The sequence below is a fragment of the Nonomuraea sp. NPDC050478 genome (assembly GCF_044458265.1).
GTDB lineage: Bacteria > Actinomycetota > Actinomycetes > Streptosporangiales > Streptosporangiaceae > Nonomuraea > Nonomuraea ferruginea.
Genome location: NZ_JBITHT010000002.1, coordinates 835,255 through 861,296 on the forward strand (window position 1 = coordinate 835,255; position 26,042 = coordinate 861,296).

A 26,042-nucleotide genomic window follows, 5' to 3' on the forward strand; every position below is an offset into this window, starting at 1 on the left:
GACATGAGTATTGAAGCGATTGATGTGGCCCGCACCGACGGCGGCCCCCAGTGGGTCGAGGCCGTCGCCACGCCCGCGGGCGTGGAGGTGTGGTGGGACGAGCCGCGCCCGCACGAGGGCGGCAGGCGGTGCGTGGTGCGCGGGCTGCCCGGCGGCGGGCGCGCGGACGCGCTGCCCGGCGGCTGGAACGCGCGCAACCGGCTGGTCGAGTACGGGGGCCGCTCGTGGCGGCCGTTGCCCGGCGGCGGCCTGGTGTTCACGAACTGGGCCGACCAGCGGGTCTACCGCGTCGACGGCGGCGACCCGGTGCCGCTGACGCCGGAGGGCCCGGCCCGCTACGGGGACCTCTACCTGCCGCCGGGCCGGGCCGAGGTGTGGGCGGTGCGGGAGACCGACGACGTGCGCGACCTGGTGGCGATCCCTCTTTCCGGCCTCCTTTCCGGCGGCGAGGTGCGGGTGGTCGCGAAGGCGCAGCACTTCCTGATGAACCCGCGTCTCTCCCCCGGCGGCGGCCACGTCGCCTGGATCGGCTGGGACCACCCGGACATGCCGTGGGACGGCACCGAGCTGTGCGTCGCCCCGCTCGGCGACGACGGCGTCGCGGGCCCGTACACGGTGGTGGCGGGCGGCCGGGAGGAGTCGGTCGTGCAGGCCGAGTGGCGCGACGACGACACGCTGTACGCGGTCACCGACCCGACCGGCTGGTGGAACGTGCACGAGATCGGCCGCGACGGCGTCCGCGGCCGTAACCTCACGCCGATGGAGCTGGAGTTCGGCAACGCGCCGTGGAAGCCGGGCATGACCTGGCTGGCGCTCGCCGGCGACCGCCTGGTGCTGGTGTACGGCACGGCCGACCGGCGGCGGCTGGGCGTGCTCGACCCGGCCACCGGCGAGCTGCGGGAGATCGGCGGCGAGGCCACCCACTGGGCCTCGACCGTCTCGGCGGCGGGCGGGAAGGCCGCGGCGGTGCCCGCGACCCCGTTCTCGCCCCTGGAGGTGGTGCTGGCCGACCTCGACGGCGGCGGGCTGGAGACCGTGTCGGCCCCCCGGCCGCTGCCGGACCGCGCGCTGCTGCCCGAGCCGGAATCGATGACGATCGAGGGGGTGCACGCGCACGTGTACCCGCCGCTCGGCGTCCAGGGCCCGGCCCCGTACGTGATCTTCGTGCACGGCGGGCCGACCGGCAGCAGCCCCGTCATGCTCGACCTGGAGATCGCCTACTTCACCAGCCGCGGGCTGGGCGTGGCCGAGGTCAACTACGGCGGCTCCGCCGGATACGGGCGGGCCTACCGGGAGCGGCTGCGCCACCAGTGGGGCGTGGTCGACGTGCAGGACTGCGCGAAGGTGGCGCGCGGGCTGGTGGAGCTGGGCCGCGCCGACGCGGCCAGGATCGCGATCAGGGGCGGCAGCGCCGGCGGCTGGACGACGGTGGCGGCGCTGGTGCACAGCGACGTGTTCGCGGGCGGCGTCGCGCAGTACGCGATCACCGACCCGGAGAGCTGGGCGGCCGAGACGCACGACTTCGAGTCTCGCTATCTGGACGGGCTGATCGGGCCGCTGCCGGAGACGCGGCAGCGCTACACCGACCGTTCGCCGCTGCTGCACGCGCACCGGGCGTCCGGCCCGTGCCTGATGCTGCACGGGCTGGAGGACGCGATCGTGGACGTGAGCCAGGCCGAGCGGTTCGTCGCCGAGCTGGACCGGCACGGCAAGCGGTGGGCGCTGCTCACCTTCCCCGGCGAGCAGCACGGCTGGCGCAGGGAGGAGACCATCGTCGCGGCGCTGGAGGCCGAGCTGGCCTTCTACGGTCAGCTGTTCGGGTTCGAGACGCCCGAGGTCGCGCCGCTGAAGCTGGAGGGCGGGAAGTGAAGAGCGTCGCCGAGATCTGCTCGGACCTGATCAGGTTCGACACCACCAACCCGGGCTCCGGCGAGCGCCCGGCGGCCGAGTACGTCGCCACGCTGCTGGCCGACGCCGGGCTGGAGCCTGAGGTGTTCGAGTCCGCGCCCCGGCGCACGACCGTGGTGGCCAGGATGGCCGGCGACTCCTCCGACGCGCTCCTGATCCACGGCCACCTGGACGTGGTGCCCGCCGACCCGGCCGAGTGGCGGATGCACCCGTTCTCCGGCGAGATCGTCGACGGCTGCGTGTACGGCAGGGGCGCGGTCGACATGAAGGGCTCGTGCGCGATGACCCTGTCCACCGTGCTCGGCATGCGGGCGCGCGGGCAACGGCCGAAGCGCGACCTGGTGCTGGCGTTCCTGGCGGACGAGGAGGCGACCGGCGACTACGGCTCCCGCCACGCGGTGACCGAGCACCGTGAGCTGTTCGACGGGGTGACGGAGGCGATCAGCGAGTCGGGCGGGTTCAGCGTCACGTCCGGCGGCCACCGGGTCTACCCGGTGGCGGTGGGCGAGCGCGGCACCGCCTGGATGAAGCTGACCGCGCACGGCGTGGCCGGTCACGGCTCCAAGCCCCCGGTCGACAACCCGGTGGCCACGCTGGCGCACGCGCTGTCGCGCCTGGCCGCACACCAGTGGCCGGTACGGCTCACGCCGCCGGTCGCGGCGCTGATCCGCGAGCTGTCGGCGATCACCGGACAGCCGGTGGACCTGGACCGGCTGGACGCCGAGGCGGCCCGGCTCGGCCCGCTGGGCGAGCTGTTCAAGGCCCAGATCCGCAACTCGGCCAACCCGACGATGCTGGCCGCCGGCTACAAGGTGAACGTGGTGCCCTCCTCGGCCGAGGCGCACGTCGACGGCCGCTACCTGCCGGGGCTGCGGGAGGAGTTCCTGGAGACGCTCGACGAGCTGCTCGGCCCGAAGATCACCCGCGAGTTCGTCAACCTGGAGGACGCCCCGGCGGCGCCGTACCCGTCGTCGTTCTTCGACGAGCTGGCCGGCTCGCTGGTGGCCGAGGACCCGCTCGCCAGGCCGGTGCCGTACGTGATGAGCGGCGGCACGGACGCCAAGTCGTTCGCCGGGCTCGGGATCCAGGGGTACGGGTTCGCGCCGCTCATGCTGCGGCCGGATCTCGACTACTTCGGCATGTTCCACGGCAAGGACGAGCGGGTGCCGGTGGCGGGGCTGGAGTTCGGCACGAGGGTGCTGGCCAGACTGCTCACCTGACGGTCTCACCCCCGGCGGCGCAGCACGCGGCGCGCGGTGAGGGCGCACAGCAGGGCGGAGGCGGCCACCAGGATGCCCGCCTCCGTCCACTGGAAGCGCCAGAACCGCTCCGGCGGGTGGTAGGTGACGGCGTAGGCGTAGCCCTCGGCGAACAGGCAGTCCTGCCACGCCTCGGCTTTCGCGCTGCTCCGCCCGGTGTCGAGGCCCCGTTCGCAGGCGGCGGGGTCGTCCACCGCCCGCCCCGACGGGTCCACCCAGGTGGCGCCGACCAGCCGGGCGTCGGGGTCGTCGAGCACGACCGTGCCCGACAGCACGGCCCGGTCCGGCGGGGCGTAGTGGTCGCTGAGCGCGAACAGCGTGAACATGGTGGCCGCGACCCCGGCCACGACCAGCGCCATCGCCGGGAGCGTGCGCCTGAACAGCGTCCCGGCGAACACTCCGGCCGCGAACGCGTACAGCCACCACGCGGCCGGCGCCACCCCCGTCATGTTGAACACCCCGATGTTGCCGAACCCGGAGTCGACCCCCTCCCTGAACACCGGACGCCACAGGCTGACCATGAGCGACAGCAGCAGCCCGCCGGCCACCACCGCGCCGCCCAGCACGCCGAGCTTGACCGCCAGCCACCGCCGCACCGGCACGGACTGGGTCCAGGCCAGCCGGTGGGTGCCGCGCTCGTACTCCCTGCCGAGCAGCGGCGCCCCCCAGAACGCGCCGATCAGCGCCGGCAGCACTAGCGGCATCCAGCCGAACAGCGTGTAGACGGCGTCGTACCGCTCCCCCAGGCCCACCGCCACCTCGACCGACCCGCAGTGGGCGAAACCGGCGGGGCAGCCGTCAGGGAAGTAGCCGGACACATAGCTCCGGGCCTCGGTCGCGGAGCCGAGCAGCAGCAGCCCGAGCACGACCAGGAAGCCGGCGGTGGTCAGGAGCTGCGCGCGGTGCTGGCGCCAGGTGACCCAGATCATCGCGCCACCCCCGCAGGGCCGGGCAGCGCCGCCGCCTGAGGGCTGCGCAGGTAGCCCATGACCAGTTCGTCCAGGTTGGGGCGGCGGGTGCTCCAGCGCGGGCCGAGCGCGCGGTCGCCGCGGACCAGCAGGGTGGCGTGCCTGCCGGTGCCGGTCGCGGAGACGGCCTCCAGCCCTTCGGCCGCCTCCGCCGGGCCGGACAGCAGCAGATGGCCGGCGAGCAGGTCGTCGATGTCGCCGCTGACCTGGAGCCGGCCGCCGTTGAGCACGACCAGCCAGTCGCAGGTGTCCTCCAGGTCGGCGATCACGTGCGAGGACAGCAGCACGGTGAGGCCGCGCCCGGCCACCTCGCCCATGAGGGTGCGCATCACGTCGTGCCGGGCCAGCGGGTCGAGGTTGGCCAGCGGCTCGTCCAAGACCAGGAGGTCGGGCGTCCTGGCCAGGGCGAGGGTGATCGCGACCTGCGCCTGCTGCCCGCCGGACAGCCTGCCCGCCCTGCGGCCGAGGGGGACGCCCAGCGCGTCCAGCCGGGCCCGCGCGCCCTCGCCGTCCCAGCGGGTGTTCGTCCGCCGCCCGAATTCCAGCAGCTCGCCGACGGTGAACGACTCGTACAGCGGCTTGTCCTGGGCCACGAACGCGGCGGTCCCCCGTACCGAGACGTGTCCCCGGTCGGGCGCGAGCAGGCCGACGGCGGCGAGCATGAGCGTGGTCTTCCCGGCCCCGTTGGGGCCGACCAGCGCGGCGACCCGCCCGGCGGGCACGGACAGCGAGCAGTCGCGCAGCGCCCACGCGCGCCGGCGCCGCACGCCCAGCCCTGTCACCTCCAGGATCGGCGCGCTCACGCCACGCCCTCCCGGGAGGCGTCGGAGAGGACGGCGGCGAACAGCGCCCGCAGGTCCTCCTCGTCCAGCCCGGCGTCCCTGGCCTCACGCACCCACGCGGCCAGCCCCCGCCGCAGCCGCGTGTGCTCGGCCAGCCCGGCCCCGCCGAATCCGCGCTCCACGAACGTGCCGAGCCCCGGCCGGCCCGTCACGAGCCCCTCACGCTCCAGCTCCCGGTAGGCCTTGAGCACGGTGTTGGGGTTGATCGCCAGCTTCTCGACGACCTCCCGCGCGGTGGGCAACTGGTCACCGGGGCGCAGCGTGCCGAGCCGCAGCGCGTGCTTGACCTGGTGGACGAGCTGGAGGTACGTGGCGACGCCCGACCCGCGGTCGAGCTGGAACTCGATCATAACACCCTTTCACTAATGAAGTAGTGAAATGGTGATGGACTCGGCCCCGGCCTGTCAACCGAAGACGGTCTTGGGGCGTTCCTGGAGCTCGCCGTCGACGTAGACGTCGACCTTCTCGTCGTAGAAGGCGATCAGGCCGGCGACGCGCTCGCTCTCGGGCAGCGGGGTCGGGTACGACCACGCCAGGTCCTTCTCGCCGTTGACCGACCAGTATTCGGCGGTGCCCTTGTAGGGGCAGTGCGTCACGGTGCCGGTGTGTTCCAGGAGGTCCAGCCGGACGTCCGTCTTCGGCAGGTAGTAGCGGGGCGGCAGGCCCGTCTCGAACAGGATGCGGGCGTGCCGCGAGTCGGCCACCGTCACGCCTCCGACCTCGACCCGGACGTGGCGGGAGCTGGGGAGGATGTCGACGCGGGTGTAGGGGCTGCGGGCGTGCACGTACACCTGTTCGTCCTCCTCGAACCAGGCGTCCATGGCGTCCCAGGTGAAGCGGACATGACCCCTGATCGCCTCCAGCGGCGAGTCCGGGTACGTGACGGCGGCGTCGGCCGCCTCCTTCCCGCCCGCCGTCACCGTGTGGACGACCCCGTCGCCCCGGCTCGGCGAGCGCTCGACCGCTCCGGTCGGCTTGAGCTCAGCCTGGACGTCGTCCAGCGGGACGTAGTACGCCGGGTAGTAGGGCACCTCCCACACCAGCAGGGCGCGGGTGGTGTCGGCGACCGGGCGTCCACCGAGAAAGATCCTGACACGCTTGGCCGAGGGCTCGACGCGGACCCGGCCACGGCTCACGGCATCCATACCCACGCAAACCCCGGCTCCCGCGGGGCTATTCCACCCCGAACGCCGCCAGCGTCGCCCACGTGACGAGCGCGCCCACGGCCGTGCCCGCGGCCACCTGGGCGGGGGTGTGGTGCGCCAGCCGGACCCTGGCCCAGCAGACCAGCGCCACCACCGCCGCCCCGGCCAGCAGGACCGGCACGGCGGGCAGCACGTACGCGAGCACCACGACCGTGCCCGCGCACACGGCGGCGTGGAAGGAGATCTTCCAGCGGAACGTGACCGGGATCGTCACGGCCAGCGCGGCGAGCATCGCGGTCACGGCGGCCAGCAGCAACCGCGGCGCGCCCAGCCAGGCCAGCAGCACCAGCGCGCCCAGCACGCCCGCGACGGCGGCCAGCAGCGGCCCCGGGCGGCTCGCCCGATCCACGATGTGGTGGGAGTCGAGGCGGCCCGACCGCACCCCGGCGGCGATCACCGCAGCGGGCACTCCCCCGCACAGCACCGACGCCACCAGCCCCCACGCGGCCCCCGTCCAGCCCTGGGCGACCAGGCCGATGGCCGGCGGCATGGAGATCACCAGGACCTGCGGGGCGAGCAGGTCGGTGACCCCGCGCGCGAGCCGATCGGACATCATGTCAGGAGGGTACGCGATCATGCTCCGCACCCCGGTGACCCCGGGCCAGGTGTCTTCCCGTCCCGGCCGTCGTACGGGAGAGGCCGGGCTACCCCTTGCCCGCGGCGTTGACGATGCGGGTGGTGGAGCGGTCGGGGATGGCCTCCATCTCCCAGCACTCGGCCCCCAGCAGCGCCGCGGCGGCGCGCCGGCCCCCGGCGTGCGGGTCGCCGGCGGTGTGGGCGAGAGCGCCCGGCCGCATCGGCGCCAGCAGATCGATGTAGTGCTCAGGCGCGTGCGCCTCCGGCGGCCCGGTGACGATGAACACGCCGGTCACCGCGCGCAGCGCGGCGAGCACCTCGGCCCGCTCCACCGCCGGGTTGAACGGCCGCGACGGGCCCTTCCACGCCCGTACGCGAGGATCGTCCTCGACGCCGACGACCAGGGGCAGCCCCCGGGCGGCCACCTCTCCGAGATAGCGCACGTGGCCAACGTGCAGGATGTCGAAAACTCCGGTCACGACCGCCGCCCCCGGGTGGTCGTACCGCTGCACCCAGACGGCCTCCAGGCTGCTCACCCAGGCACCCCTCCTAGTCGACTCGTCGATCGCAGCGTACAAGGTCCGGCGCGGCACCCCGACAGCCGATCGCCGGAAAGGCGATTCCTACCTTTTCGCGATAATCCGCGGGGGTGGGTTCGCGCGTCGAACAACGTCGCCGAAACGGGGGGTCAGCGTGACACGACCGGACGTCCATCAGCCCGAGCACGACCTCGAGATGCGCTTCCCCGGGGACCCGGCGGCGGTCGCCAGGGCGAGGGGCCTGGTCACCGGCACCCTCGGCCGCGACCACCCGCTGCACGACGACTGCGCGCTGCTGATCAGCGAACTGGCCACGAACGCGGTGCTGCACACCCGCTCGGGCGGGGGCGGCTCGTTCACGGTGCGGCTGCGCGCGACGGGAGCGACGGTGCTGGTGTGCGTCGAGGACGCGGGCTCGGACGGCCCGCCATGCGTGTGCGGCGCCGACCCGCGGGCGACGAGCGGGCGCGGGCTGCCGATGCTGGAGGCGCTCAGCAACCGCTGGGGCTACACCCGAGGTGACGGGACGACGACGGTCTGGTTCGAGCTGCTGCTGGTGACGGTGCCGGCCGGCTGGGCGGCCGAGCCGGTCTAACAGAGCCGGTTCTAGACGAGCCGGTCTAGACGTCGAGCCGGCACAGGCCCTCGGCCAGCGCCTTCGTGGTCAGCCGGGTGCGGCTGTCGCAGGCCAGTTTGGCGAAGATGTGCTCAAGGTGGGTGGTGACGGTGCGGACGCTGAGCACGAGCGCGGCGGCGATCTGCGGGTTGGAGTCGCCGGCCGCGACCCGGGTGAGCACGTCCACCTCGCGCCCCGTCAGGTCGTACGGCAGGGAGCAGGGCCGCTCGGCCACCACCGCGCCCTGCAGCGAGCCCTGGTAGCCGACGCCGGCGCGCAGCAGCCGGGTCTCGTGCCACTGCCCGCTCCGGTCGAGCCAGAGGCCGTGCCGGCCGAGCTCGCGCGAGTCGATGAACGCGCGCGCGTAGGCGGGCATCGCCGGATCGTCGCGCAGAGCCTCGGAGACCGGCCGCCCGGGGACCTCGCGCAGAATGCCTGCCCGGTCGAAGGCGACCGCGCGGAACCCCGGCGGCAGCCCCACCGGGTCGATCACGCACCGGGTGAGGTCGGTGACGTGCGCCAGCATCGGGCTCACGGCCGTCACCAGCCGACCGGTCAGCGCGGGGAACGCGTCGCGGGTGGCCAGGTGGAGCAGGCCCGTGTAGCGGCCCTCGGCCAGGAACAGCGGCGCCGTCAGCCCCGCCCGCCACCCGTAGGGCGCCAGATGGCGGCGGAAGTAGAGCTCGGTGCCCGGCTCCGGCATGACCACCGGCCGGCGGGTGGCCATCGCCGTGCGGTAGGCCTCCAGCCCGGTGTATTCCTCGGCGGCGTCGCCGTCGACGCGCCGGTGCCCGTCGGACACGACGCTCTGGTGGCGGCCGGTGGCGGGGTCGAAGGCGACGAACTCGTAGGCGTCGACCGGCACCACCTCGCGCAGCGCGGTCATCGCGCCGTGGGCCCCGGCTCCCGCGGCCACCTGGTAGCCGACCTCGGCGAACGCCTGCAGCTGGCGGACGTTCAGGGTGATCTCGGCCACGGTTCTTTATACCACTGCCGAATTTTCCGGGGGCGGACGCGAGAGTCAGGCTGCTATCGTCGGACCCATGCAGCACGCTCTCGTCACGACGACGCCGGACCCCGTCCCGGCGCGCTGATTCCTGCTCCCGGGCGAATGCCCGGGAGAGTCGGTCGTTCGCCCTTTCCACGCGAAGGACGATCATGAACGACCACCGCAGGCTCGGCCGCGAGCTCGGCCTCTTCGACACCGACCCGCTGATCGGCTCCGGGCTCCCCTTCTGGCTGCCCGCGGGCGCCGCCGTCCGCAAGGCCGTCGAGGACTACGTGTACGAGCTGGAGCGCCGCAACGGCTACCAGCACGTCAACTCGCCCGTGCTGGGCAAGCGCGAGCTGTACGAGCGATCCGGGCACTGGGCGCACTACGCCGAGGACATGTTCCCGCCGATGCGGGTGGGCGGGGAGGAGTTCGTGCTGCGGCCCAGCCTCTGCCCGCACCACGCGCTCGTCTACCGCTCCCGCCCGCGCACCCACCGCGACCTGCCGCTGCGGATCGCCGAGCTGGGCGGCATGTACCGCTCGGAGCTGTCCGGCGTGCTCGGCGGGCTGACCAGGGTACGGGCCATCCAGCTCAACGACGGGCACGTGTTCTGCCGGCCCGAACAGGCGGCCGGCGAGGTGTCGGCCGCGCTCGACCTGATCGAGGCCGCGCACGCCCAGCTCGGCATCGAGGCCGCCCGCTACCGGCTGTCGCTGCGCGGCGAGGGCGCCAAGTTCGTCGACGACCCGGAGATGTGGGACCGCTCGGAGTCGATCCTGCGCGAGGTGCTCCACCGGCGCGGGCGCGCCTTCGACGAGGAGCGCGGCGAGGGCGCCTTCTACGGCCCCAAGATCGACATTCAGATCGCGGACCCGGCGGGGCGCGAGTCGACCCTGTCGACCGTGCAGGTCGACTCCTTCCAGCCGGAGCGCTTCGACCTGGAGTACGCGGGCGGCGACCGGCCGGTGATGGTGCACCGCAGCGTGGTGGGCGGGCTGGAGCGGCTGGTGGCCCACCTGATCGAGGTGCACGGCGGCGCGTTCCCCGCCTGGATGGCGCCGGTGCAGGCGGTGGTGCTGCCGCTGTCCGACGCCGAGCTGCCCGCCGCGGGCGACGTGGTACGGCGCTGCGTGGCGGCGGGGATGCGGGCCGAGCTCGTCGAGCCGGGGCGGGGCACCCTCGGCGCCCGGATCAGGGCCAACCGGCTGGTTCCCTTCCAGCTCGTCGTGGGACCGCGCGAGGCCGCCGGCGGCGGGGCGGCGGTGCGGCTGCGCGACGGCAGCCAGGCCGGGGTGGTGCCGGTCGCCGAATTGGCGGCGATGTGCGCGCCGCGCTTCCAACCCGGGCAATAGATCAAATAAACGTCACGACTCTTCCCACAGCCGGTAAAGGGCTCGTACATTGCCCCCAACGCCGTGTCAGAGGGAGTTGTTTTGACCGAGTCGAGCGACCGACAGGCCGGGCCCGTACAGGCCCGCGAACAGGAACGCCCGGCCCGGCAGCTCGCAGGCCCCTTACGGCTCGGCGTGTGGGTCGTCGGCGGGCTGCTCTCGGCCTACTCGATCGCGGTCGTGTTCTGGCCGGTCGAGGCGTTGCAGCACCGGATGACGTTCCTGGCGGCGGCGCTGCCGCTGGTGTTCCTCTGCTACCGGTCGGGGGCGGCGCAGTCGCTGAGCCGCCTCCATCACCTCCCCGGCGAGCTGCGGCGCCTCGGCCGGCGGCTGGACGGGCCGTTCCCGCGCCGCCTGCGCGCCCGCTTCTCCCGGTCCGGGCCGCCCGCCGGGGCGGCGACGCACCCGGACGCCAGGGCGCTCACGTTGGGCGAGGCCCCGACGCTGCCGGAGGTCCGCGCTACGGGGGTCCTCCCGGACGCGCCGACGCTGCGCGACGTCCCGGCCGCCGACCCGCCGAAGGGCGCGAGCCCGTCGGCGGACACGGTGGTCATCGGCGTCGCGCCGGACACCCCCTCCCGCCCGGACACCGACCCCCCGGACACGCCTGACGACACGCTGGTCCTCGACCGGACGACCGGGGCGGCGGACGAGCCCGGGCCGGCGCCGGTCGCGGACACGCTTCCGGTGGAGGTCGGGGCGGAGGGTCCGGTGCGCCGGAAAGGCGAGTGGCCGACCGTCGGTGACTGGCTGCTGGCGCTGGCCTCGCTGGCGGTGCTCGTGTACCCGCTGGCGGACATCGAGTCGTTCCGCGATCGAGGGTCGGGCGCGGCGCTGTCCGAGCTGGACGTGATCGCCGGGATAGGGCTGACCCTGCTCCTGCTGGAGGCGGTGCGCCGCACGGTCGGCGCGGTTCTCTCCATCATTTGCGCCATTTTTCTGGCATATGCCTATTACGGCGCGATGCTGCCCGTCGATTGGACGATCGGCCACCGAGGTCTCGACCTCGACCAGATCGTGTCGCAGCTCTATACGGGCACGGAAGGCTTTTTCGGCGTCCCTCTCCAGGTGGCGGCAAGTTACATCATCCTTTTCACCGTCTACGGCGCGGTCCTCGACTACTCCGGCGCCAGCAGGTTCTTCATCGACCTGAGCTTCTCCGCCTTCCGCAGGTCACGCGCCGCCCCCGGCCGCACCGTCACCACCGCCGGATTCCTGCTCGGCACGGTGTCCGGCTCGGGCGTGGCGACCACCGTGAGCCTGGGCAGCGTGGCCTGGCCGGTGCTGCGGCGGGCCGGCTACCCGAGAGAGCCCGCCGGCGGCATCCTCGCGGCCGCCGGCATCGGCGCCATCCTGTCGCCGCCGACACTCGGCGCGGCGGCGTTCATCATCGCGGAGGTCATGCGGGTCAGCTACCTGCAGGTGCTGATCTACGCGACGATCCCGACGATCCTCTACTACCTGGGCATCCTGCTGGCGATCGAGATCGACTCCCGCCGGTTCGGCACGCACGCCGTGCGGGTGGACACGCCCGGCGTCGGCAGGCTGCTGCTGCGCTTCGGCTACCACTTCAGCTCGCTGATCCTGATCGTGGTCCTGATGGCGATGGACCGGTCGGCGTTCCAGTCGGTGGTGATCGCCACCGCGGTCGCGTTCGCCCTGTCGTTCCTGGACCCCGCCCACCGGATGGGCCCGAGGCGGATCGGCCGGGCGCTGGCCAAGGGCACGCTGGAGGTGCTCCCGGTGACCGCGGTGTGCGCGGCGGCGGGCATCATCGTCGGCGTCATCACCCAGACCGGGCTCGGCCTGAACCTGAGCTCGATCATCGTGGACTTCGCCGCGGGCAACCTGATCCTGACCACGGTGATGGCGGCCCTGGCGGTCATGCTGCTCGGCCTGGCGGTGCCGGTGACGGCCAGCTTCATCATCGCAGCGGTGATCATCGCCCCCGCGCTGACGGCTCTCGGCGTGGGGCAGGCCGAGGCGTACATGTTCATCTTCTACTACGCGGTGCTGTCCGAGGTGAGCCCGCCGACCGCGCTGTCGGCGGTCGCGGCCTCCGCCATCACCGGCGGCAACACGTACCGGACCATGATGATGACCTGGCGCTACACGCTGCCGGCCTTCCTCGTGCCGTTCGCGTTCGTGCTCACCCCGCACGGCCAGGCGCTGCTCGGCCAGGGGCCGTTCGGCACCGTGCTGGCCATGACGGCGGTGTCGGCCGTCGCGGTGGCGGCCCTGGCGATGGCCACCGGCGACCTGGCCGGCGCGCCCGAGCGGCTGCTGGCCGCGGTGGCCGCCGTGCTGCTGCTGTTCCTCGAACCCGTCCCGATCGTCGCGGGCCTGGCCGTGCTGGCCGCCGCGGCAGCCGTCCACCTCATCAGAAGAAGGAGCGTCCCAGCGTGAAGCGGATATTTGCGGTGCTCGCCGTGGCCGGCCTGATCGCGGGCTGCGGAGGCGCCGGCGGAGGCTCGGGCAACCGGCTGTCGATCGCCACCGGCGGCACCACCGGCGTCTACTACGTCTACGGCGGCGGCCTGGCCAAGCAGCTGTCGGCCAACATCGCCGACACCCAGGCCACCGCCTCGGTCACCTCCGCCTCCGTCGAGAACATCAAGCTGCTGGCCACCGGCAAGGCCGACATCGGCTTCTCCCAGGCCGACACGGCCGCCGACGCGGTCAACGGCACCGGCTCGTTCACCGAGAAGCAGCCGATCAAGGCGCTGGCCCGGATCTACGACAACTACGCGCACGTGGTGGTCGCCCCGGGCGTGCAGGCCGGGAAGGTGGCCGACCTGAAGGGCAAGACGGTCTCGCTCGGCCCGCCGAACTCCGGCACGCAGGTCGTGGCCAGGCGGATGCTGGAGGCGGCCGGGCTCGACCCCGACACCGACATCAGCAAGCAGCAGCTGTCGATCAACGAGTCGGTGCAGGCCGTCAAGGACGGCACCGTCGACGCGTTCTTCTGGGTCGGCGGCCTGCCCACGGCCGGCGTGGTGGACCTGGCCACCAGCAAGCCCGACATCAAGATCATCGACACCGCCGACGTGCTGGCGGAGATGCAGCGCGAGTACGGCGAGCAGTACGTCGGGCTCGACATCGGCCTGGACGTCTACAAGCTCGAAGGCTCCGTGGAGACGGTCGGCATCGCCAACGTGCTGCTGGTGCCCGACACCATGGACGAGCAGCTGGCCTACGACATCACCCGGACGCTGTTCGAGAAGAAGCAGGAGCTGGTCGCGGTCCACCCGGAGGCCGACAAGCTCGACCCGGCGCTGGCCCAGCAGGTGCGGCCGGTCGCCCTGCACCCCGGCGCGGCCCGCTACTTCAAGGAGAAGGGCTGATCCGGCTGGCCCTCTCGCTCGCCGCGGTGCTGGCCCTCGGCTCCGGCGGCGGGCCGGGCCGTCCGGCCGTCAACGGGCTGGTGCTGCCGCCCTCCGGGGCGTTCGCTCTCGCGTACGTCCATTCGGTCTACCGTGCGCCCTCGGCGGAGCTGTTCACCGCCGAGGGCCGCGGCTTCACCATGCGCGCCGTGGTGTCCACCGGCGGCGGCGTGCTCGACTACTACGCGCTCGACGGGACCCGGTCGCGTACGCCCGAGGGGGCGTGGCTGCTGCGGCTGGCGGCGCCGGCCGCGTACGGCGAGCTGTCGCTGATCGCCACCCCGATCGGGCGCAGGACGCTCGTCGCCGGCGGGCGCTGCCTGCCGCTGCACCCGGCCGGCGGCGCGCGCGAGGTGACGGTGCGGGTCGGCCTGACGCTGGAGGACCGGGGCGTGCCCTGCCCGCCGCCCTACAACCAGTCGTTCTTCTTGAACACCACGTACAGCGCCACCGACACGACGGACACCAGCGCCAGCGACATCCAGAAGCCCACCGCCTGGCCGGAACCGGGGAACGGCACGTTCTGGCCGTAGAAGCCGGTGATGGCGGTGGGCACCGCGATGATGGCCGCCCAGCCGGTGAGCCGTTTCATGATCTGGTTGAGCCGGAAGCCCTGCTGGGCCAGGCGCGTCTCGCGCATGTTGGCCAGCAGGTCGCGCAGCGACTCCAGCAGCTCGGCGGTGCGCTGCACGTGGTCGTAGACGTCCTGGTAGTAGGGCATCATCTGGGAGCCGCGCAGGACGCCCTGGTCGCGGTGGAGCAGGGTGCCGAAGAGCTCCCGCATCGGCATCACGACCTTGCGGAAATGCGCGGAGGTCTTGCGCAGCTCGTACATCTTCCGCTGCACCTCCCTGGCGTCGGCGGGCCGCTCCTCGAACAGCTCCTCCTCCAGGTCCTCGGCCCGTCCGTCCAGGTCGAGCACCAGCTCCAGCTGCCCGTCGACCACCCAGTCGAGCAGGCCGTGCAGCAGGAACAGCACCCCGTTCCCGGCCAGCGCGGGCGCGGCGTCCCAGCGCCGGACCACCTCGTCCAGGTCGACCGCCGGATCCAGCCTGACCGTGACCAGGGCGGTCTCGGTGACGAAGACGTCGATCTCGGCCGGGGCGAACCGGTCGCCGTCGAAGCGCATCGCGTACACGGTGATGAACAGGTGGTTGGCGTAGACGTCGGCCTTGGGGCGCTGGTGGTCGGCGAGCACGTCCTCGACGGCCAGCTCGTGCAGGCCCAGCTCGTCGCCGAGCGCGGTCAGCTCCTCAGGCGTCGGCCGGCACAGGTCGATCCAGATCGCGTTGCGGTGGTCGGACACGTGGTCGGAGACCTCGGCGAGGGGGAAGTTCTCCTTCTCCAGCCGGCCGTCCCGATACAGGCGGGTACGCACCTAAAGCAGTCTGGCAAAGCGCGCGGCGTTCCGCACCGCCGCGCCGCCGGGGTCGTTGTTGAAGTACACGTACGCGTCCCGCCAGCCCGCCTCTCGGACCCGCCCGGCCCAGGTCTTCAGCGCCGCGTCCCCGTACGAGAACCCGTCGGCGGAGCGGCCCTGATGAAGCCGCACGTACCCCCACGGCGCGGTCCGCCAGAACGGGTTCTGCGGCTGGTTGAGCCGGTCGGCCCAGCACAGGGCGGCCTGGCGGGCCTCCAGGATCGCCCGGGTCTCGCCGGTCCACCACGACTCGTGCCGGAACTCCACGGCCAGCCTGACGTGCCCGGGGAAGCAGCTCAGGCAGCGTTCCAGCCGGCCGGGGTCGGCCCGCAGCGTGGGCGGGAGCTGCAGCAGGATCGGGCCGAGCGTGCCGCCGAGCCCCGACGCGGCCGCCATCAGCCTGGCGACGGGCTCCTCCGGCTCGTCCAGCCGCTTGATGTGGGTGAGGTAGCGGCTGGCCTTGACCGCCATGACGAAGCCGTCGGGGGTGCGCTCGCGCCAGCCGGCGAACGTCTCGGGTTTCGGCAGCCGGTAGAACGCGTTGTTGTTCTCGACCGTGGGGAAGGTCTCCGCGTACGTCTCCAGCCAGAGCCGCTGCGGCACCCCCTCGGGATAGAGGACGCCGCGCCAGTCCGCGTACTGCCACCCCGAGGTGCCCACGAGCGTCGCCATTCCGATGGCCTACCCACCCCGTCCACGTGCAGTACTGTCGCACTCGCCGACCGGACGAGGAGGTCTGATCAGGGATGGGCGCCAACCACGCGCACGACCATGCGCACGGCACCCCGGTGCCCGCCTCACGGCGGGCCGTCGTGGCCACGCTGGCCGTTCTTGTGCCGCTGGCGGCCGTCACGCTGGCGGCGCTGGTGCTGCTGTGGCCGGACGGGCGTCCGGAGGCGGCCCAGGAGCAGACCGGGTTCCAGCGGGTGGCCGGCACGATCACCGCGGTGGCGCTGGAGCCGTGCGGTGAGACACAGCCCGGCGCGCCCGAGCCGCACCCGGCGACCTGCGGCAAGGCGACCGTCACCGTCGGCGAGGGGCGCGACGAGGGCCGCCAGGTCACCCTGTCGCTGCCCAGCGGGCCCGGCTCCCAGCGCTTCACCGCGGGCGACGACGTGGTGCTGCTGCACAACCCGCAGGCCGAGGAGGGCATGCCGGCCTACCAGCTGTCCGACCACGACCGGTCGGCGCCGCTGCTGCTGCTCGGGGCGGCGTTCGCGCTGGCGGTGATCGCGTTCGGGCGCTGGCGGGGGCTGACGGCGCTGCTGGGCCTGGCGATCACGTTCGTGCTGCTGCTCACGTTCGTGATCCCCGGCATCCTGGGCGGCGAGCCGCCGATGCTGGTCGCGATCGTGGGCGCCTCGGCGATCATGCTGTCGGTGCTGTTCCTGACGCACGGGTTCACGCTGGCGACCTCGATGGCGGTGCTCGGCACGCTGGCCAGCCTCGCCGTGACCGGCGTGCTCTCGTACGCGGTGATCGGGGTCGCCAAGCTGAGCGGCATCACCGACGACAGCTCGTTCACCCTCGACATGAGCATGTCCATCGACACGCAGGGGCTGCTGCTGGCGAGTATCATGATCGGCGCGCTGGGGGTCTTGGACGACGTGACGGTCACCCAGTCGGTGACCGTCTCCGAACTGGCCGCGGCCAACCCGTCCTACGGGTTCCGCCGCCTCTACCGGGCGGGCAGCCGGATCGGCCGGGCACACATCGCGTCGGTCATCAACACGATCATCCTGGCGTACGCGGGGGCATCGCTGCCGCTGCTGCTGCTGTTCAGCATCGGCGAGCAGCCGCTGGGCGAGGTGCTGACGACGCCGGTCATCGCCCAGGAGGTGGCCCGCAGCGTGGTGGGCACGCTGGGGCTCATCTCCGCCGTGCCGATCACCACCGCGCTGGCCGCCCTCGTCACCTCCCGCCACGCGAACCCGTCCGGCGCCGCCTCCGGCGAACCCGCGCCCGCGCCCCGGCCCTCCGGAGAGTCCTTCTTCGCCGACGACACCCCGCGGGCTCCCCTTCCCGGGCCGGACGGCCCGTACGGCGACCGGCCGCTCCCCCGCCGCGCCCGGCACCGCCGCGCCGGCTCCCCGCCGTAGAGTGCGGGCTCAGGCGATCTCGGCGCTGCCGTCGACCCGGAGCTTGCGGCGGGCGCGCTCGTAGAAGGTGGTGCCCAGGCGCACCACCTTGGCGGCTCCCGGGCAGGCCGTCACCGTGATCCGGTCGCCGGGGCCGAGGCGGCCCACCACCCTGCCGTCCAGCTCGACGGCGAGCTGCCCGCTGGACGGCAGGAGCTCCAGCCTGACCTCCTCGTCCGCCGGCAGCACCAGCGCCCGGTTGAACGCCGAGTGCGCCGCCGCGGGCACCACCAGCACCGCCTCCACCCGCGGCGAGACCACCGGCCCGCCCGCGGAGAAGCTGTAGGCGGTGGACCCGGTGGAGGTGGCCACGATGACCGCGTCGGCTGCGTAGTTGACGAACGGGTTGCCGGCCGCGGTGACGGTCACCGCCGCCAGCCCGTCGCCGGGGAAGCGCACCAGGGCGATGTCGTTGAACGCCATCAGCTCCTGATTTCCGAGCCTGGTGCGGACCGCCATCCGCGGCTCCACGGTGTGGCGGTTGTGGTCGATCGCCGAGAGCGTCTCCGACAGCTCGGCCACGTCGATCTCGGCGAGGAAGCCCAGCCGCCCCAGGTTGACGCCGAGCACCGGAGTGCCGCGACCGGCGATCAGCCGCATCGTGCGCAGCATCGTGCCGTCGCCGCCCAGGCTCACCACCAGGTCGGCCCGCTCCACCAGCGTCTCGCCGTCGACCGCCACCGCGCTGCAGTCGATCCGCCCCACCTCCTCGGGCAGCCCGAGCACCGTGACGTCACGGCCGGCGGCCCAGCCGAGGATGATGTCGATCGCCTCCTTGGAGTCGCGCTGAGGATGCAGCACCAGCCCGACCGTCCCGACCATGCCCATGGGGACACTCTAGGGTCCGCCCGCAACAGGCGGACCGGCGGAAAGGTGGCGCCGAGAGGTCCGTGGCGCATGGTAATGTTTTCCCCGCGGAGCAGAGCGAGAAGCTCGGCCACGCGACAGCACCACGGGATGTAGCGCAGCTTGGTAGCGCACTTGACTGGGGGTCAAGGGGTCGCAGGTTCAAATCCTGTCATCCCGACGTTAAAGCCCTGATGGGGAGCGATTCTCATCAGGGCTTCGTCGTCTCTGGCGCCGCGACGTCGGCGAGACCGTCCGCACCTGCCGGCGCCTGTGAATCCTGTTGCGCGTCCGCACGTCATGCCCGGAGGTGGCCCATGGGGCGCAGGCCGACGATCGACCGCGACGAGCTGGCCAGGCTGGTCGCCCGCGGGCTGAGCGTGCAGGAGCTGGCCGCCCATTTCGGGGTGAGCGAGTCCGGGGTGCTGCAGGCCAAGCGGGCCGCCGGGCTGGCCAAGCCGATGCTCGACCACAGCCGGGCGCTGCCGTGGAAGCTGGAGCGCGCCCACTCCCAGTCCGGCCCCGCCACCAACCTGCGCAACCTGTCGGCGGCGGCGCAGGGCAGGCCGCCCGCGCCCGAGCGGCTCAACACCGCGCTGCGGTGGGCCAAGCGGCTGGTCGACGCCGGGCTCGACGTCGGCTACGACCCGGCGACCGGCTTCGTGGAGATCCCTGCGGCCCCTGACGGCTCCCACGTCGCAGCCGTGCTGGAAGCCGCCAGAAAGGCCCTGGAAGAGGGCTGAAGGCGGCGTTTCACCGGCGCTTCGCTGGGCAGTTCGCGGTCTCAACAGAAGAGACCGGAGGCGAACAATATGGACACCTTGATCTGGGTGGCCCTCGTCGTGGTCGCGATCGCGGCGGTCGCCGCGGTGGCCTACGTGGTCGTGCAGCAACAGCGCCGCAGCCGGTTGCGCGACCGTTTCGGCCCCGAGTACGAGCGCACGATGGCCGAGCACGACAGCAAGCGCGAGGCCGAGCAGGAGCTGATCGCCCGCGAGCAGCGCCACGCCGAGCTGGACATCAAGCCGCTTCCCGAGCAGTCACGTGACGATTACGCCAACCGGTGGGCCGAGGTGCAGGAGCGCTTCGTGGACGCCCCCGAATCCGCCGTGGCGGAGGCCGACCAGCTGGTGACGGCGGTCATGGCCGAGCGCGGCTACCCGACGGAGGACTTCCGCCAGCGGATCGCCGACCTGTCGGTGGGGCACGCCGAGACGCTGACCCACTACCGGAAGGCGCACGACATCAGCGAGCGCGCGACCCGCAAGGAGGCCTCGACCGAGGACCTGCGCCAGGCGATGGTCCACTATCGCGCGCTCTTCGAGGAATTACTGCACGAGACGACCCGAGGACGGTGACGGGTATGAACGACGAGCTGAACGTGCCGTCGCAGCGCTCCGACCAGCAGGTACGGAACGACCGCGACGACGAGTACACCACGGACGACAAGGCCGGCGGCACCCACCGGGAGCCGTACGGCAGGAATGACGAGGACGTGCTGGTCGTGTCGGACAGGCACACCACCGATGACACCGGCCCCCACCCGGCGCCCGGTGACCCGGACCCGCTCCATGACGGCACGGCGCACGCCGACCCCCTTCATGACGGCAAGGCGCACGCCGATCCCCTCCATGACGGCACGGCGGACGCCGACCCCCTTCATGACGCGGCCCGGGATCCCGACCCCGACTCCCCGTATGACGGACCGCACGACACGGTGACGGCGACCGAGCAGGTGACCGCGGCCGGCCCCGGGCCCGCCCAGCCCGCCGAGGATCCACCCTCGCACGCCGCTCCCCAGGCGTTCCCCCTGTTCGAGCAGGACCCCGACGAGGTGCAGTCACGCTGGCGGGACGTGCAGGCCTCCTTCGTCGACGACCCGGCGGAAGCGGTCCACCGCGCCGACGGGCTCGTGGGCGAGGTCGTCGACTCGCTGACGAACGCGTTGCGGTCCCGTACGGGAGAGCTGCGCGAGCGCTGGAAGAGCGACGGCGGCGACGACACCGAGCGGCTCCGGCAGGCACTCCGCGAGTACCGGGGCGTACTGGAGGGACTGCTCGCCATGTCAGGCCGGGACAACCCGGCGTCGTCCAGCAAGACCACGGTGTAGGAGGAGGATCACATGCTCGCGATTGTCGCCGCGATCGTCTTCGGTTTAGGTTTCCTCCTGGACCTGCTGGACACGCAGATCGCCGGAGGCATCTCCGGCACCACGTTCATGCTGCTGGGCTTGACGCTGCTGGCGCTGCACCAGGCCGGCATCGGCACGGCGAGCGTGAAGAGCTACGGAGGCTGGCGCGGCCGTAGCCGGCGCTAGCCGATCAGGACAAGCGGCCGCGCCCGGCGTACTCGATACGCCGGGCGCGGCTCTTTGCACGTGGGCCAGTCGGCGGCTGATATCAGCTCTTGCCCGGAAACCTCATGGTCACCGTGCTTCCGCCGCCGATGTGAAGGGTCAGGTCGGACGACAGCAACCGGGCCACCCACAGCCCCATGCCGCCCACCGAGCCGGGCAGCGGGCCCGGCTTCCAGGTGCCGTCGTCGTGCACCTCGATCACGATGTCCCCGGAGTCGGACCAGAGGCGCACCCGCGCCGCGTCGTCCCCGTGGGTGACCGCGTTGGTGGCCACCTCGTTGACGGCGATGACGAAGTCGTCCACGGCCTCATGGCGCATGCCGAGCTCTCGGGCCCCGGACGCGGCGAACTCCCGGACCTGCGGCAGGTCCGGGAGCCGGAAATGAAGCCTGCGCACGCGCGCGCCGGGTGGCGGGCCCGGTGAGCCCGCCTGAGGATGGATGTCCTCTGTCATCACCCGGCGTTCCCCCTTAACCGACGGTCAGCTCTGCGCGCAACTGGTCGAGGACCTTGCGGAGAATCCTGGAGACGTGCATCTGCGAGATGCCGAACTCCGCGGCGATCTCTGCCTGGGTCATGTTGCCGAAGAACCGCAGCAGCAGGATGTGCTTCTCGCGCGAGGGGAGCGCGTCGATGAGCGGCTTGACGGCTTCGCGGTCGACCATGGTGCTGAGCGTGTCGTCGTCCTCGGGGATGACGTCGCCGAGGGAGGCGGCGTCGTCATCGGTGCCGAGCGGCGCGTCCAGCGAGAGCGTGCTGTAGGCGGCGGAGGCGTCGAGCGTGAGCAGGACGTCCTCCTCGGAGATCTTCATCTTCGCGGCCAGCTCGGCGACGGTCGGCGAGCGGCCGAGGTCCTGGCTGAGGTCGGCGACGAGCCGGTTCAGCTCGGAGCGGCGTTCCTGGTAGAGGCGGGGCACCCGGATCGCCCAGGTGCGGTCGCGGAAGTGACGCTTGACCTCCCCGGTCATGGTGACGACGGCGTAGCCCCTGAAGGCGTGGCCGAGCGAGGGGTCGAAGCCGTTGATGGCCTTCATGAGCCCGACGTACGCCGCCTGGAGGAGGTCCTCCAGCGGCTCGCCGCGGTAGCGGTAGCGCCGGGCGATCTCCATCGCCAGCGGCCGGTGCATCTCCACGATGCGCTCGCGAAGCCGTTCTCTGAGACTGTCGGGGGTTCCTTCCCCGACCATCTCGGCCAGGAGCTCTTCGGCGGTCATCTCTTCGAGGACGAGTTCCTGCACAGCCATCGCTGCTCCTCTATGGGGTGGCAGGCGGCCTCTGTAACAGGAAAAGCCCATACAGAGGCACGCCTCGCTCAACGTTCGAGACGAAAGCCCTCTGCTGGACTTCGGACACCAGTATGCCCTACTCCCGAAGGAGTATTCCTCTCTACTTCAGTGACAGTAAGGTTGCCCCGTGACAGTGCCCGAGAACGGCGAGGGGTCCACGGCCGCCCTGAGCCTGACGTCGTCCACCGTTGACGAGATTGCCGTGATCAGGGTCGACGGTGTGCTCGACGCCACGACGCGCGAGCAGTTCGCGGACTACCTCTCCCTGGCGGGGCCGGACCTGATACTCGACCTGGCCGGGGTGACGTTCATGGACTCGCGAGCGCTGGGGCTGATCGTCCATCACTGGCAGACCAGCCTCAGCTCGGGCGCGAAGTTCGCGCTCATCGGCGTCGAGTACGCCAAGTCCAAGGTGATGTGGATCACCGGCCTGGCGCAGCGACTGCCGATCTACGACACCCTCGACGACGCCCTGGCGGCGATCGGTTAGCGGCGGCGGTTCTTGCGCTGGTGCTCCTCGACCAGGAGCCTGGCCAGGTCGGCCACCTTGACCTGGTGGTGCTGGGAGATCCTGCGCAGTTCGTCGAAGGCGGCCTCGGCGGTGCATCCGCTGGTCTGCATGATGATGCCCTTGGCCTGGTCGATGAGGGCGCGCCCGGCCAGGGCCTCCTGGAGCTGGGCGGCGTCCGTACGGACCTCGTCGAAGTCCGACATGTTGGCCATGGCGACGCCGACCTGCTCGGTCAGCATCTCCGCCAGCGACTGCGCCCCCTGCGGCGAGAACGCGTCGCGCCGCACCGAGTAGAGGCCGACGACCAGCAGCGCGGGCGGCACCTTGATGGGCACGGCGAGCACCGAGCGGACCCCGCAGCGGGTGGCCAGGGCGGCGTAGCGCGGCCAGCGGGTGTCGGTGAGCACGTCGGCGACGGCCACCCGGGCGCCGGTCTGGCGGGCCTCGGTGGAGGGGCCCTCGCCGATCTCACGCTCGCCCTCGACGAGGGTGATCAGTTCGCTGTGCGAGCCGGAGGTGAGGACACGCCGGTCGCGCCAGTGTTCGGCCGACCCGCCCGAGCATCCGGGGACACCCGCCGCGAGCGCGGTGGTCAGGCCGCGCAGCACGGTCTCGGTGGAGGTGTCCTCTCCCAGTCTGCCCAGCGTCGCCAGGTCGCGGGCCAGCCCAGGAGTGATCATCGCGGTGGATTCCATAGCAGCAAGCATCTACCCCTTATGGCTACCATTATCCCGGGTGGCGTAGCGTCGGAGGGTGAGCATGCCGGACCTCGAACACGCCTTGGACGCGCTGACCGGGCGGGTCTCGTCGTTGCGTGAGGCGAGGGCGGCCTACCCCTCGGACCTCGCGCCCACTCTGGACGCCGCCCTGGCGGAGCTCGACACCGCCGTGGAGCTGCTGGCCGAGGCGCGCGAGCAGCTCAGCAGGGGGCCCAGGAGGCAGTCCGGCAAGAAGGACGGCTCCCAGCGGGAGCTGAAGCTGCTGCGGCAGGTGTTCCGGGCCTTTCCCGTGCCGGTCATCGTGCTCGACGGCGGCGGCACGGTCCGGCGGATCAATCCCGAGACCTCGCGGCTGCTGGGCAGCCCCGACGGCTATCTCGTGGGCCGATCCTTCCCGCTGCTGGTGGACGTGTCGAGGCGGGCGGCGTTCCGGTCCCATCTGACGGCGGTGCTGAGCACCGGCCAGCCGGCCGCGTTCGAGACCAGGCTCGCCCACCAGGGACGCACGCATCTCGCGCAACTGGCCATGGCGCGGCTCACCATGCCGGGCGAGCCGCAGCAGATGGTGGCGGTGGTGGCGCTGCCGATCGAGGTGCAGCTGCCCGAGCCGGGCGACAGGCGGCCGGAGGAGGCCGACGGCACGGCGCTGCTGGCGGCGGCCAGGCGGCAGGACCTGCTGTCCAGGATGGCCGCCCTGCTCCTGGACGAGGAGGCGCTGCGCCGGCCGGTGGCGCTGCCGCGCGCCACCCGGCTGCTGGCGGCCGAGTGGGCCGACTGGGTGGTGGCCGACGTCGTGCGCGACGGGCTGCCGCGGCGCTCGATCGTCATGGGGCCGAAGAACCTGCCGGTGAACGAGGTGATCCGGCAGGTGGAGTCGAGCGACCCGGCCGGCGCCCAGGTGGTCGCCCAGGTGCTGGAGCGCGGCTCCGGCGTGGTGTTCGAGATGGTCGACGACGAGTCGCTGCTCGGCTTCTGCGCCGACGGGCCGGTGCTGACGGCGATGGGCGCGGGCTCGCTGCTGTGCGTGCCGATCGGCGGCGGCGACGGGGTGCTGACGCTGGTGCGCACGCACGACCGCCAGCCGTTCACGCTGGCCGACCTGAGCGTCATGCAGGAGGTGGGGCTGCAGCTCGGCATGGCGGTACGCGCCCAGAACAGCTTCCAGAGCCGCTCGCGGGCGGCCGACGCGCTGACGGCCAGCGTGGTTCCGCGCAGCCTGCCCAACGTGCCCGGCTACGAGGCGGCGGCCGTCTACCACCCCGGCTCGTCGGTGGGCGCGGAGTTCTACGACGTGTTCCCGCTCCCCGGCGGCTGGGGGTTCGCCCTGGGCGGCGCGGCGGGCAAGGGCGAGGAGGCCGCGTCGGTCAGCGCGATGGTGCGCGGCGGGCTGCGGGTGCTGAGCGTCTGGGAGCAGGACCCGGACCCGGTGGTGCGCAAGGTGAACGAGGCGCTGGTGGAGCAGAGCACCGGCCTGTTCGTGATGGCGGTGGCCGGGTTCGTGAAGGGCCGCAGGATCCGCATGTCGTCGGCCGGCCATCATCCGGCCGCGCTGGTGCAGCCCGACGGCTACGTGCGCTTCACGGCGGGCGGCGGGGTGCCGCTGGGCATCGCGGCCGAGGCGGAGACCTGCACCGAGGAGATCACGCTCGGCGTGGGCGAGACGATGGTGCTCTACTCCGAAGGGCTCATCTCGTCGAGGAACGACAAGGGCGAGCCGTACGGCGAGGAGCGGCTGGCCGACGTGCTGAGCAGATGCGCAGGTCAGGCGCCGTCGGCCGTGGTCAAGGCCATCGAGGCCGACCGCAACACGTTCTCCGGCGGGCAGGTGTGGGACGAGATCGTGGTCCTCGCTCTTCGAGGCGTCTGATTGGCATGGGTTTGCGAACACCGGGAATACGGGTATTGTCGGCTTAGACACAGACGTGCCTAAGACGCAGGCACACCTTGAAAGCTTTTTTCACGCTGAGGTGTGCCATGAATATCGCGATCGTCGCTTCTGGTTCCGGCAACAAGCGCCACCACATTCTCTCCGTAGCCCGCGAGCTCGGGCGCGATCACCACGTCACCATCTATTCCCGCCGTAACAGTGATGAGGGCAAGCCCAAGACGCGGGTGGCCCCGGGTGTCACGGTGGAACACATCGACGTGGGCCCGGCTCGTGACCTCAGCCCGGCCGATGTGGTGCCCTATCTGAACGACGTCGGCGAGTATCTGAGCAAGCGGTGGCGGCAGGACCGCCCCGACGTGATCCACGCGCACTCCTGGACCAGCGGCCTGGCCGCCGTCACGGGCTCCAAGGACCTGGACGTTCCGGTGACGCACACCTTCCACACCGTGGATCCCGCGCGTCTGCCCCTGGAACGGGCACTCGGCCGCCGCGCCAGGGCCGTCATCGCCGGCTCGGGCGACGAGGAGTCGGCGTTGATCCGCATCGGCGTGCCGCGCAACCACATCGCCGTGGTGCCGTACGGCGTCGACACCGAGCGCTTCCACCGCCGGGGCGTCACCGCCTCGCGCGGCACCAGCAAGCGGCTCCTGCACGTGGGCCCGCTCACCAGTGACCGCGGCGCGCAGACCATCGTGCGGGCCCTGCAGGGCCTTCCCGACGTCGAGCTCGTGCTGGCCGGCGGGCCCGCGCCCGAACTGCTCGACGAGGACGCGGACGTGCGCCGGCTGCGCGCGCTGGCCGAGCAGCTCGGCGTGGCGTCCCAGGTGACCCTGCTCGGCCAGGTCAAGCGGGCGGCGGTGCCCAAGCTCATGCGCAGCGCCGACGCGGTCGTGACGGTGCCGCGCGAGGCGCCGACCGGCATCGTGGCGCTGGAGGCGATGGCCTGCGGCGTGCCGGTGATCGCCTCGTCCGTCGGCGCCCACCTCGACTCCGTCATCGACGGCGTCACCGGGCTGCTGGTGCCGCCGGACCGCCCGTCGCGCACCGCCAGGCTCGCCCGCGAGCTGCTGACCGACCCCACGCTGCGCACCGCGCTGGGCTACGCCGGCGCCGACCGCGCCCGCTCCCGCTACTCGTGGGAGCGCGTCAGCCAGGAGCTGGTCCGGGTGTACGAGGCCGCCTGCGCCTGACCCGTCA

27 protein-coding genes and 1 tRNA gene are annotated in these 26,042 nt (G+C 72.4%); 15 read left to right on the top strand and 13 right to left on the bottom strand.

Annotation, left to right across the window (positions count from 1 at the left end; genetic code table 11):
- Positions 1–3 precede the first annotated feature (3 nt).
- Entirely contained in the window at positions 4–1,869 is a 1,866-nt protein-coding gene (locus tag ACIBF7_RS11865; protein ID WP_345483173.1) for a prolyl oligopeptidase family serine peptidase, read from the top strand.
- The gene (locus ACIBF7_RS11870; RefSeq protein WP_148032528.1) at positions 1,866–3,128 is read left to right on the top strand and encodes a M20/M25/M40 family metallo-hydrolase; all 1,263 of its coding nucleotides are present in this window, start codon (positions 1,866–1,868) and stop codon (positions 3,126–3,128) included. The genes ACIBF7_RS11865 and ACIBF7_RS11870 overlap by 4 nt, the downstream gene beginning before the upstream one ends.
- 5 nt (positions 3,129–3,133) lie before the next feature.
- Here ACIBF7_RS11870 and ACIBF7_RS11875 read toward each other — a convergent pair whose 3' ends face one another.
- The 6 genes from ACIBF7_RS11875 to ACIBF7_RS11900 form a co-directional block, all read right to left on the bottom strand.
- Complete coding sequence (locus tag ACIBF7_RS11875; RefSeq protein WP_397197063.1) at positions 3,134–4,096, bottom strand: ABC transporter permease; 963 nt, start codon at positions 4,094–4,096, stop codon at positions 3,134–3,136.
- A complete protein-coding gene (locus ACIBF7_RS11880) occupies positions 4,093–4,938 on the bottom strand; it encodes an ABC transporter ATP-binding protein (protein ID WP_397197064.1) in 846 nt (281 codons plus the stop codon). The genes ACIBF7_RS11875 and ACIBF7_RS11880 overlap by 4 nt, the downstream gene beginning before the upstream one ends.
- Positions 4,935–5,327, bottom strand: a complete 393-nt coding sequence (locus ACIBF7_RS11885) for a GntR family transcriptional regulator (protein WP_148032530.1) — start codon at positions 5,325–5,327, stop codon at positions 4,935–4,937. The genes ACIBF7_RS11880 and ACIBF7_RS11885 overlap by 4 nt, the downstream gene beginning before the upstream one ends.
- A gap of 54 nt (positions 5,328–5,381) precedes the next feature.
- Positions 5,382–6,122: a DUF427 domain-containing protein gene (locus ACIBF7_RS11890; RefSeq protein WP_364227411.1), complete on the bottom strand. Its 741-nt coding sequence runs from the start codon at positions 6,120–6,122 to the stop codon at positions 5,382–5,384.
- Between the two features lie 28 nt (positions 6,123–6,150).
- Positions 6,151–6,738 carry a hypothetical protein gene (locus ACIBF7_RS11895; protein ID WP_148032532.1) on the bottom strand — a complete coding sequence of 196 codons (588 nt, stop codon included), beginning with the start codon at positions 6,736–6,738 and terminating at the stop codon, positions 6,151–6,153.
- An 88-nt stretch (positions 6,739–6,826) separates the two neighbouring features.
- On the bottom strand, positions 6,827–7,294 hold the full coding sequence (locus ACIBF7_RS11900; RefSeq protein WP_148032533.1) for an adenylyltransferase/cytidyltransferase family protein: 468 nt from the start codon (positions 7,292–7,294) through the stop codon (positions 6,827–6,829).
- Positions 7,295–7,451: 157 nt separating this feature from the next.
- On the opposite strand from ACIBF7_RS11900, the gene ACIBF7_RS11905 reads away from it, so the two are divergent.
- On the top strand, positions 7,452–7,892 hold the full coding sequence (locus ACIBF7_RS11905) for an ATP-binding protein (protein WP_261808648.1): 441 nt from the start codon (positions 7,452–7,454) through the stop codon (positions 7,890–7,892).
- 25 nt (positions 7,893–7,917) lie between these two features.
- Here ACIBF7_RS11905 and ACIBF7_RS11910 read toward each other — a convergent pair whose 3' ends face one another.
- Entirely contained in the window at positions 7,918–8,889 is a 972-nt protein-coding gene (locus ACIBF7_RS11910; protein ID WP_397197065.1) for a response regulator transcription factor, read from the bottom strand.
- Between the two features lie 50 nt (positions 8,890–8,939).
- Here ACIBF7_RS11910 and thrS point away from each other — a divergent pair, with 50 nt between their 5' ends.
- The 3 genes from thrS to ACIBF7_RS11925 all read left to right on the top strand — a co-directional run bounded on the left by thrS (position 8,940) and on the right by ACIBF7_RS11925 (position 13,642).
- Positions 8,940–10,259: a threonine--tRNA ligase gene (gene thrS / locus ACIBF7_RS11915; RefSeq protein WP_397197256.1), complete on the top strand. Its 1,320-nt coding sequence runs from the start codon at positions 8,940–8,942 to the stop codon at positions 10,257–10,259.
- A gap of 81 nt (positions 10,260–10,340) precedes the next feature.
- Complete coding sequence (locus ACIBF7_RS11920) at positions 10,341–12,704, top strand: TRAP transporter fused permease subunit (RefSeq protein ID WP_397197066.1); 2,364 nt, start codon at positions 10,341–10,343, stop codon at positions 12,702–12,704.
- Entirely contained in the window at positions 12,701–13,642 is a 942-nt protein-coding gene (locus ACIBF7_RS11925; RefSeq protein WP_271279261.1) for a TAXI family TRAP transporter solute-binding subunit, read from the top strand. Before ACIBF7_RS11920 ends, ACIBF7_RS11925 begins: the two co-directional genes overlap by 4 nt.
- 448 nt (positions 13,643–14,090) lie before the next feature.
- Here ACIBF7_RS11925 and ACIBF7_RS11930 read toward each other — a convergent pair whose 3' ends face one another.
- Together ACIBF7_RS11930 and ACIBF7_RS11935 are read right to left on the bottom strand one after the other, a co-directional pair.
- Positions 14,091–15,059: a magnesium transporter CorA family protein gene (locus tag ACIBF7_RS11930; protein ID WP_219544483.1), complete on the bottom strand. Its 969-nt coding sequence runs from the start codon at positions 15,057–15,059 to the stop codon at positions 14,091–14,093.
- Positions 15,060–15,773, bottom strand: coding sequence for a DUF72 domain-containing protein (locus ACIBF7_RS11935; RefSeq protein ID WP_397197067.1), 714 nt, complete (start codon positions 15,771–15,773; stop codon positions 15,060–15,062).
- A 74-nt stretch (positions 15,774–15,847) separates the two neighbouring features.
- Between ACIBF7_RS11935 and ACIBF7_RS11940 the strand changes: the two genes are divergently transcribed.
- Positions 15,848–17,200 (top strand): YibE/F family protein, encoded by a 1,353-nt coding sequence (locus tag ACIBF7_RS11940; RefSeq protein ID WP_397197068.1) that lies wholly within the window; start codon positions 15,848–15,850, stop codon positions 17,198–17,200.
- Between the two features lie 9 nt (positions 17,201–17,209).
- On the opposite strand, the gene ACIBF7_RS11945 is transcribed toward ACIBF7_RS11940, so the two are convergent.
- Positions 17,210–18,067, bottom strand: coding sequence for an NAD(+)/NADH kinase (locus tag ACIBF7_RS11945; RefSeq protein WP_271279265.1), 858 nt, complete (start codon positions 18,065–18,067; stop codon positions 17,210–17,212).
- A 125-nt stretch (positions 18,068–18,192) separates the two neighbouring features.
- On the opposite strand from ACIBF7_RS11945, the gene ACIBF7_RS11950 reads away from it, so the two are divergent.
- From ACIBF7_RS11950 to ACIBF7_RS11970, 5 genes are all read left to right on the top strand, one after another.
- Positions 18,193–18,266: transfer RNA gene (locus ACIBF7_RS11950), tRNA-Pro, on the top strand.
- A gap of 136 nt (positions 18,267–18,402) precedes the next feature.
- The gene (locus ACIBF7_RS11955; protein WP_148032541.1) at positions 18,403–18,828 is read left to right on the top strand and encodes a hypothetical protein; all 426 of its coding nucleotides are present in this window, start codon (positions 18,403–18,405) and stop codon (positions 18,826–18,828) included.
- Positions 18,829–18,897: 69 nt separating this feature from the next.
- The gene (locus ACIBF7_RS11960) at positions 18,898–19,443 is read left to right on the top strand and encodes a hypothetical protein (RefSeq protein ID WP_148032542.1); all 546 of its coding nucleotides are present in this window, start codon (positions 18,898–18,900) and stop codon (positions 19,441–19,443) included.
- Positions 19,444–19,448: 5 nt separating this feature from the next.
- Entirely contained in the window at positions 19,449–20,195 is a 747-nt protein-coding gene (locus ACIBF7_RS11965; RefSeq protein ID WP_148032543.1) for a hypothetical protein, read from the top strand.
- Between the two features lie 12 nt (positions 20,196–20,207).
- Positions 20,208–20,402: a hypothetical protein gene (locus ACIBF7_RS11970; protein ID WP_397197069.1), complete on the top strand. Its 195-nt coding sequence runs from the start codon at positions 20,208–20,210 to the stop codon at positions 20,400–20,402.
- Between the two features lie 82 nt (positions 20,403–20,484).
- Here ACIBF7_RS11970 and ACIBF7_RS11975 read toward each other — a convergent pair whose 3' ends face one another.
- Both ACIBF7_RS11975 and ACIBF7_RS11980 read right to left on the bottom strand, forming a co-directional pair.
- Complete coding sequence (locus ACIBF7_RS11975) at positions 20,485–20,838, bottom strand: ATP-binding protein (protein WP_261808649.1); 354 nt, start codon at positions 20,836–20,838, stop codon at positions 20,485–20,487.
- A gap of 73 nt (positions 20,839–20,911) precedes the next feature.
- Positions 20,912–21,685, bottom strand: coding sequence for a SigB/SigF/SigG family RNA polymerase sigma factor (locus ACIBF7_RS11980; protein WP_148032546.1), 774 nt, complete (start codon positions 21,683–21,685; stop codon positions 20,912–20,914).
- Between the two features lie 169 nt (positions 21,686–21,854).
- On the opposite strand from ACIBF7_RS11980, the gene ACIBF7_RS11985 reads away from it, so the two are divergent.
- Positions 21,855–22,217 (top strand): STAS domain-containing protein, encoded by a 363-nt coding sequence (locus tag ACIBF7_RS11985; RefSeq protein WP_261808650.1) that lies wholly within the window; start codon positions 21,855–21,857, stop codon positions 22,215–22,217.
- On the opposite strand, the gene ACIBF7_RS11990 is transcribed toward ACIBF7_RS11985, so the two are convergent.
- Positions 22,214–22,933, bottom strand: a complete 720-nt coding sequence (locus ACIBF7_RS11990) for an ANTAR domain-containing response regulator (protein ID WP_148032547.1) — start codon at positions 22,931–22,933, stop codon at positions 22,214–22,216. The two genes, ACIBF7_RS11985 and ACIBF7_RS11990, sit on opposite strands and share 4 nt — an antisense overlap.
- 64 nt (positions 22,934–22,997) lie before the next feature.
- Here ACIBF7_RS11990 and ACIBF7_RS11995 point away from each other — a divergent pair, with 64 nt between their 5' ends.
- Together ACIBF7_RS11995 and ACIBF7_RS12000 are read left to right on the top strand one after the other, a co-directional pair.
- Complete coding sequence (locus tag ACIBF7_RS11995; RefSeq protein WP_271280368.1) at positions 22,998–24,824, top strand: SpoIIE family protein phosphatase; 1,827 nt, start codon at positions 22,998–23,000, stop codon at positions 24,822–24,824.
- A gap of 107 nt (positions 24,825–24,931) precedes the next feature.
- Entirely contained in the window at positions 24,932–26,035 is a 1,104-nt protein-coding gene (locus ACIBF7_RS12000) for a glycosyltransferase (RefSeq protein ID WP_148032548.1), read from the top strand.
- The last annotated feature ends 7 nt before the right edge of the window (positions 26,036–26,042 follow it).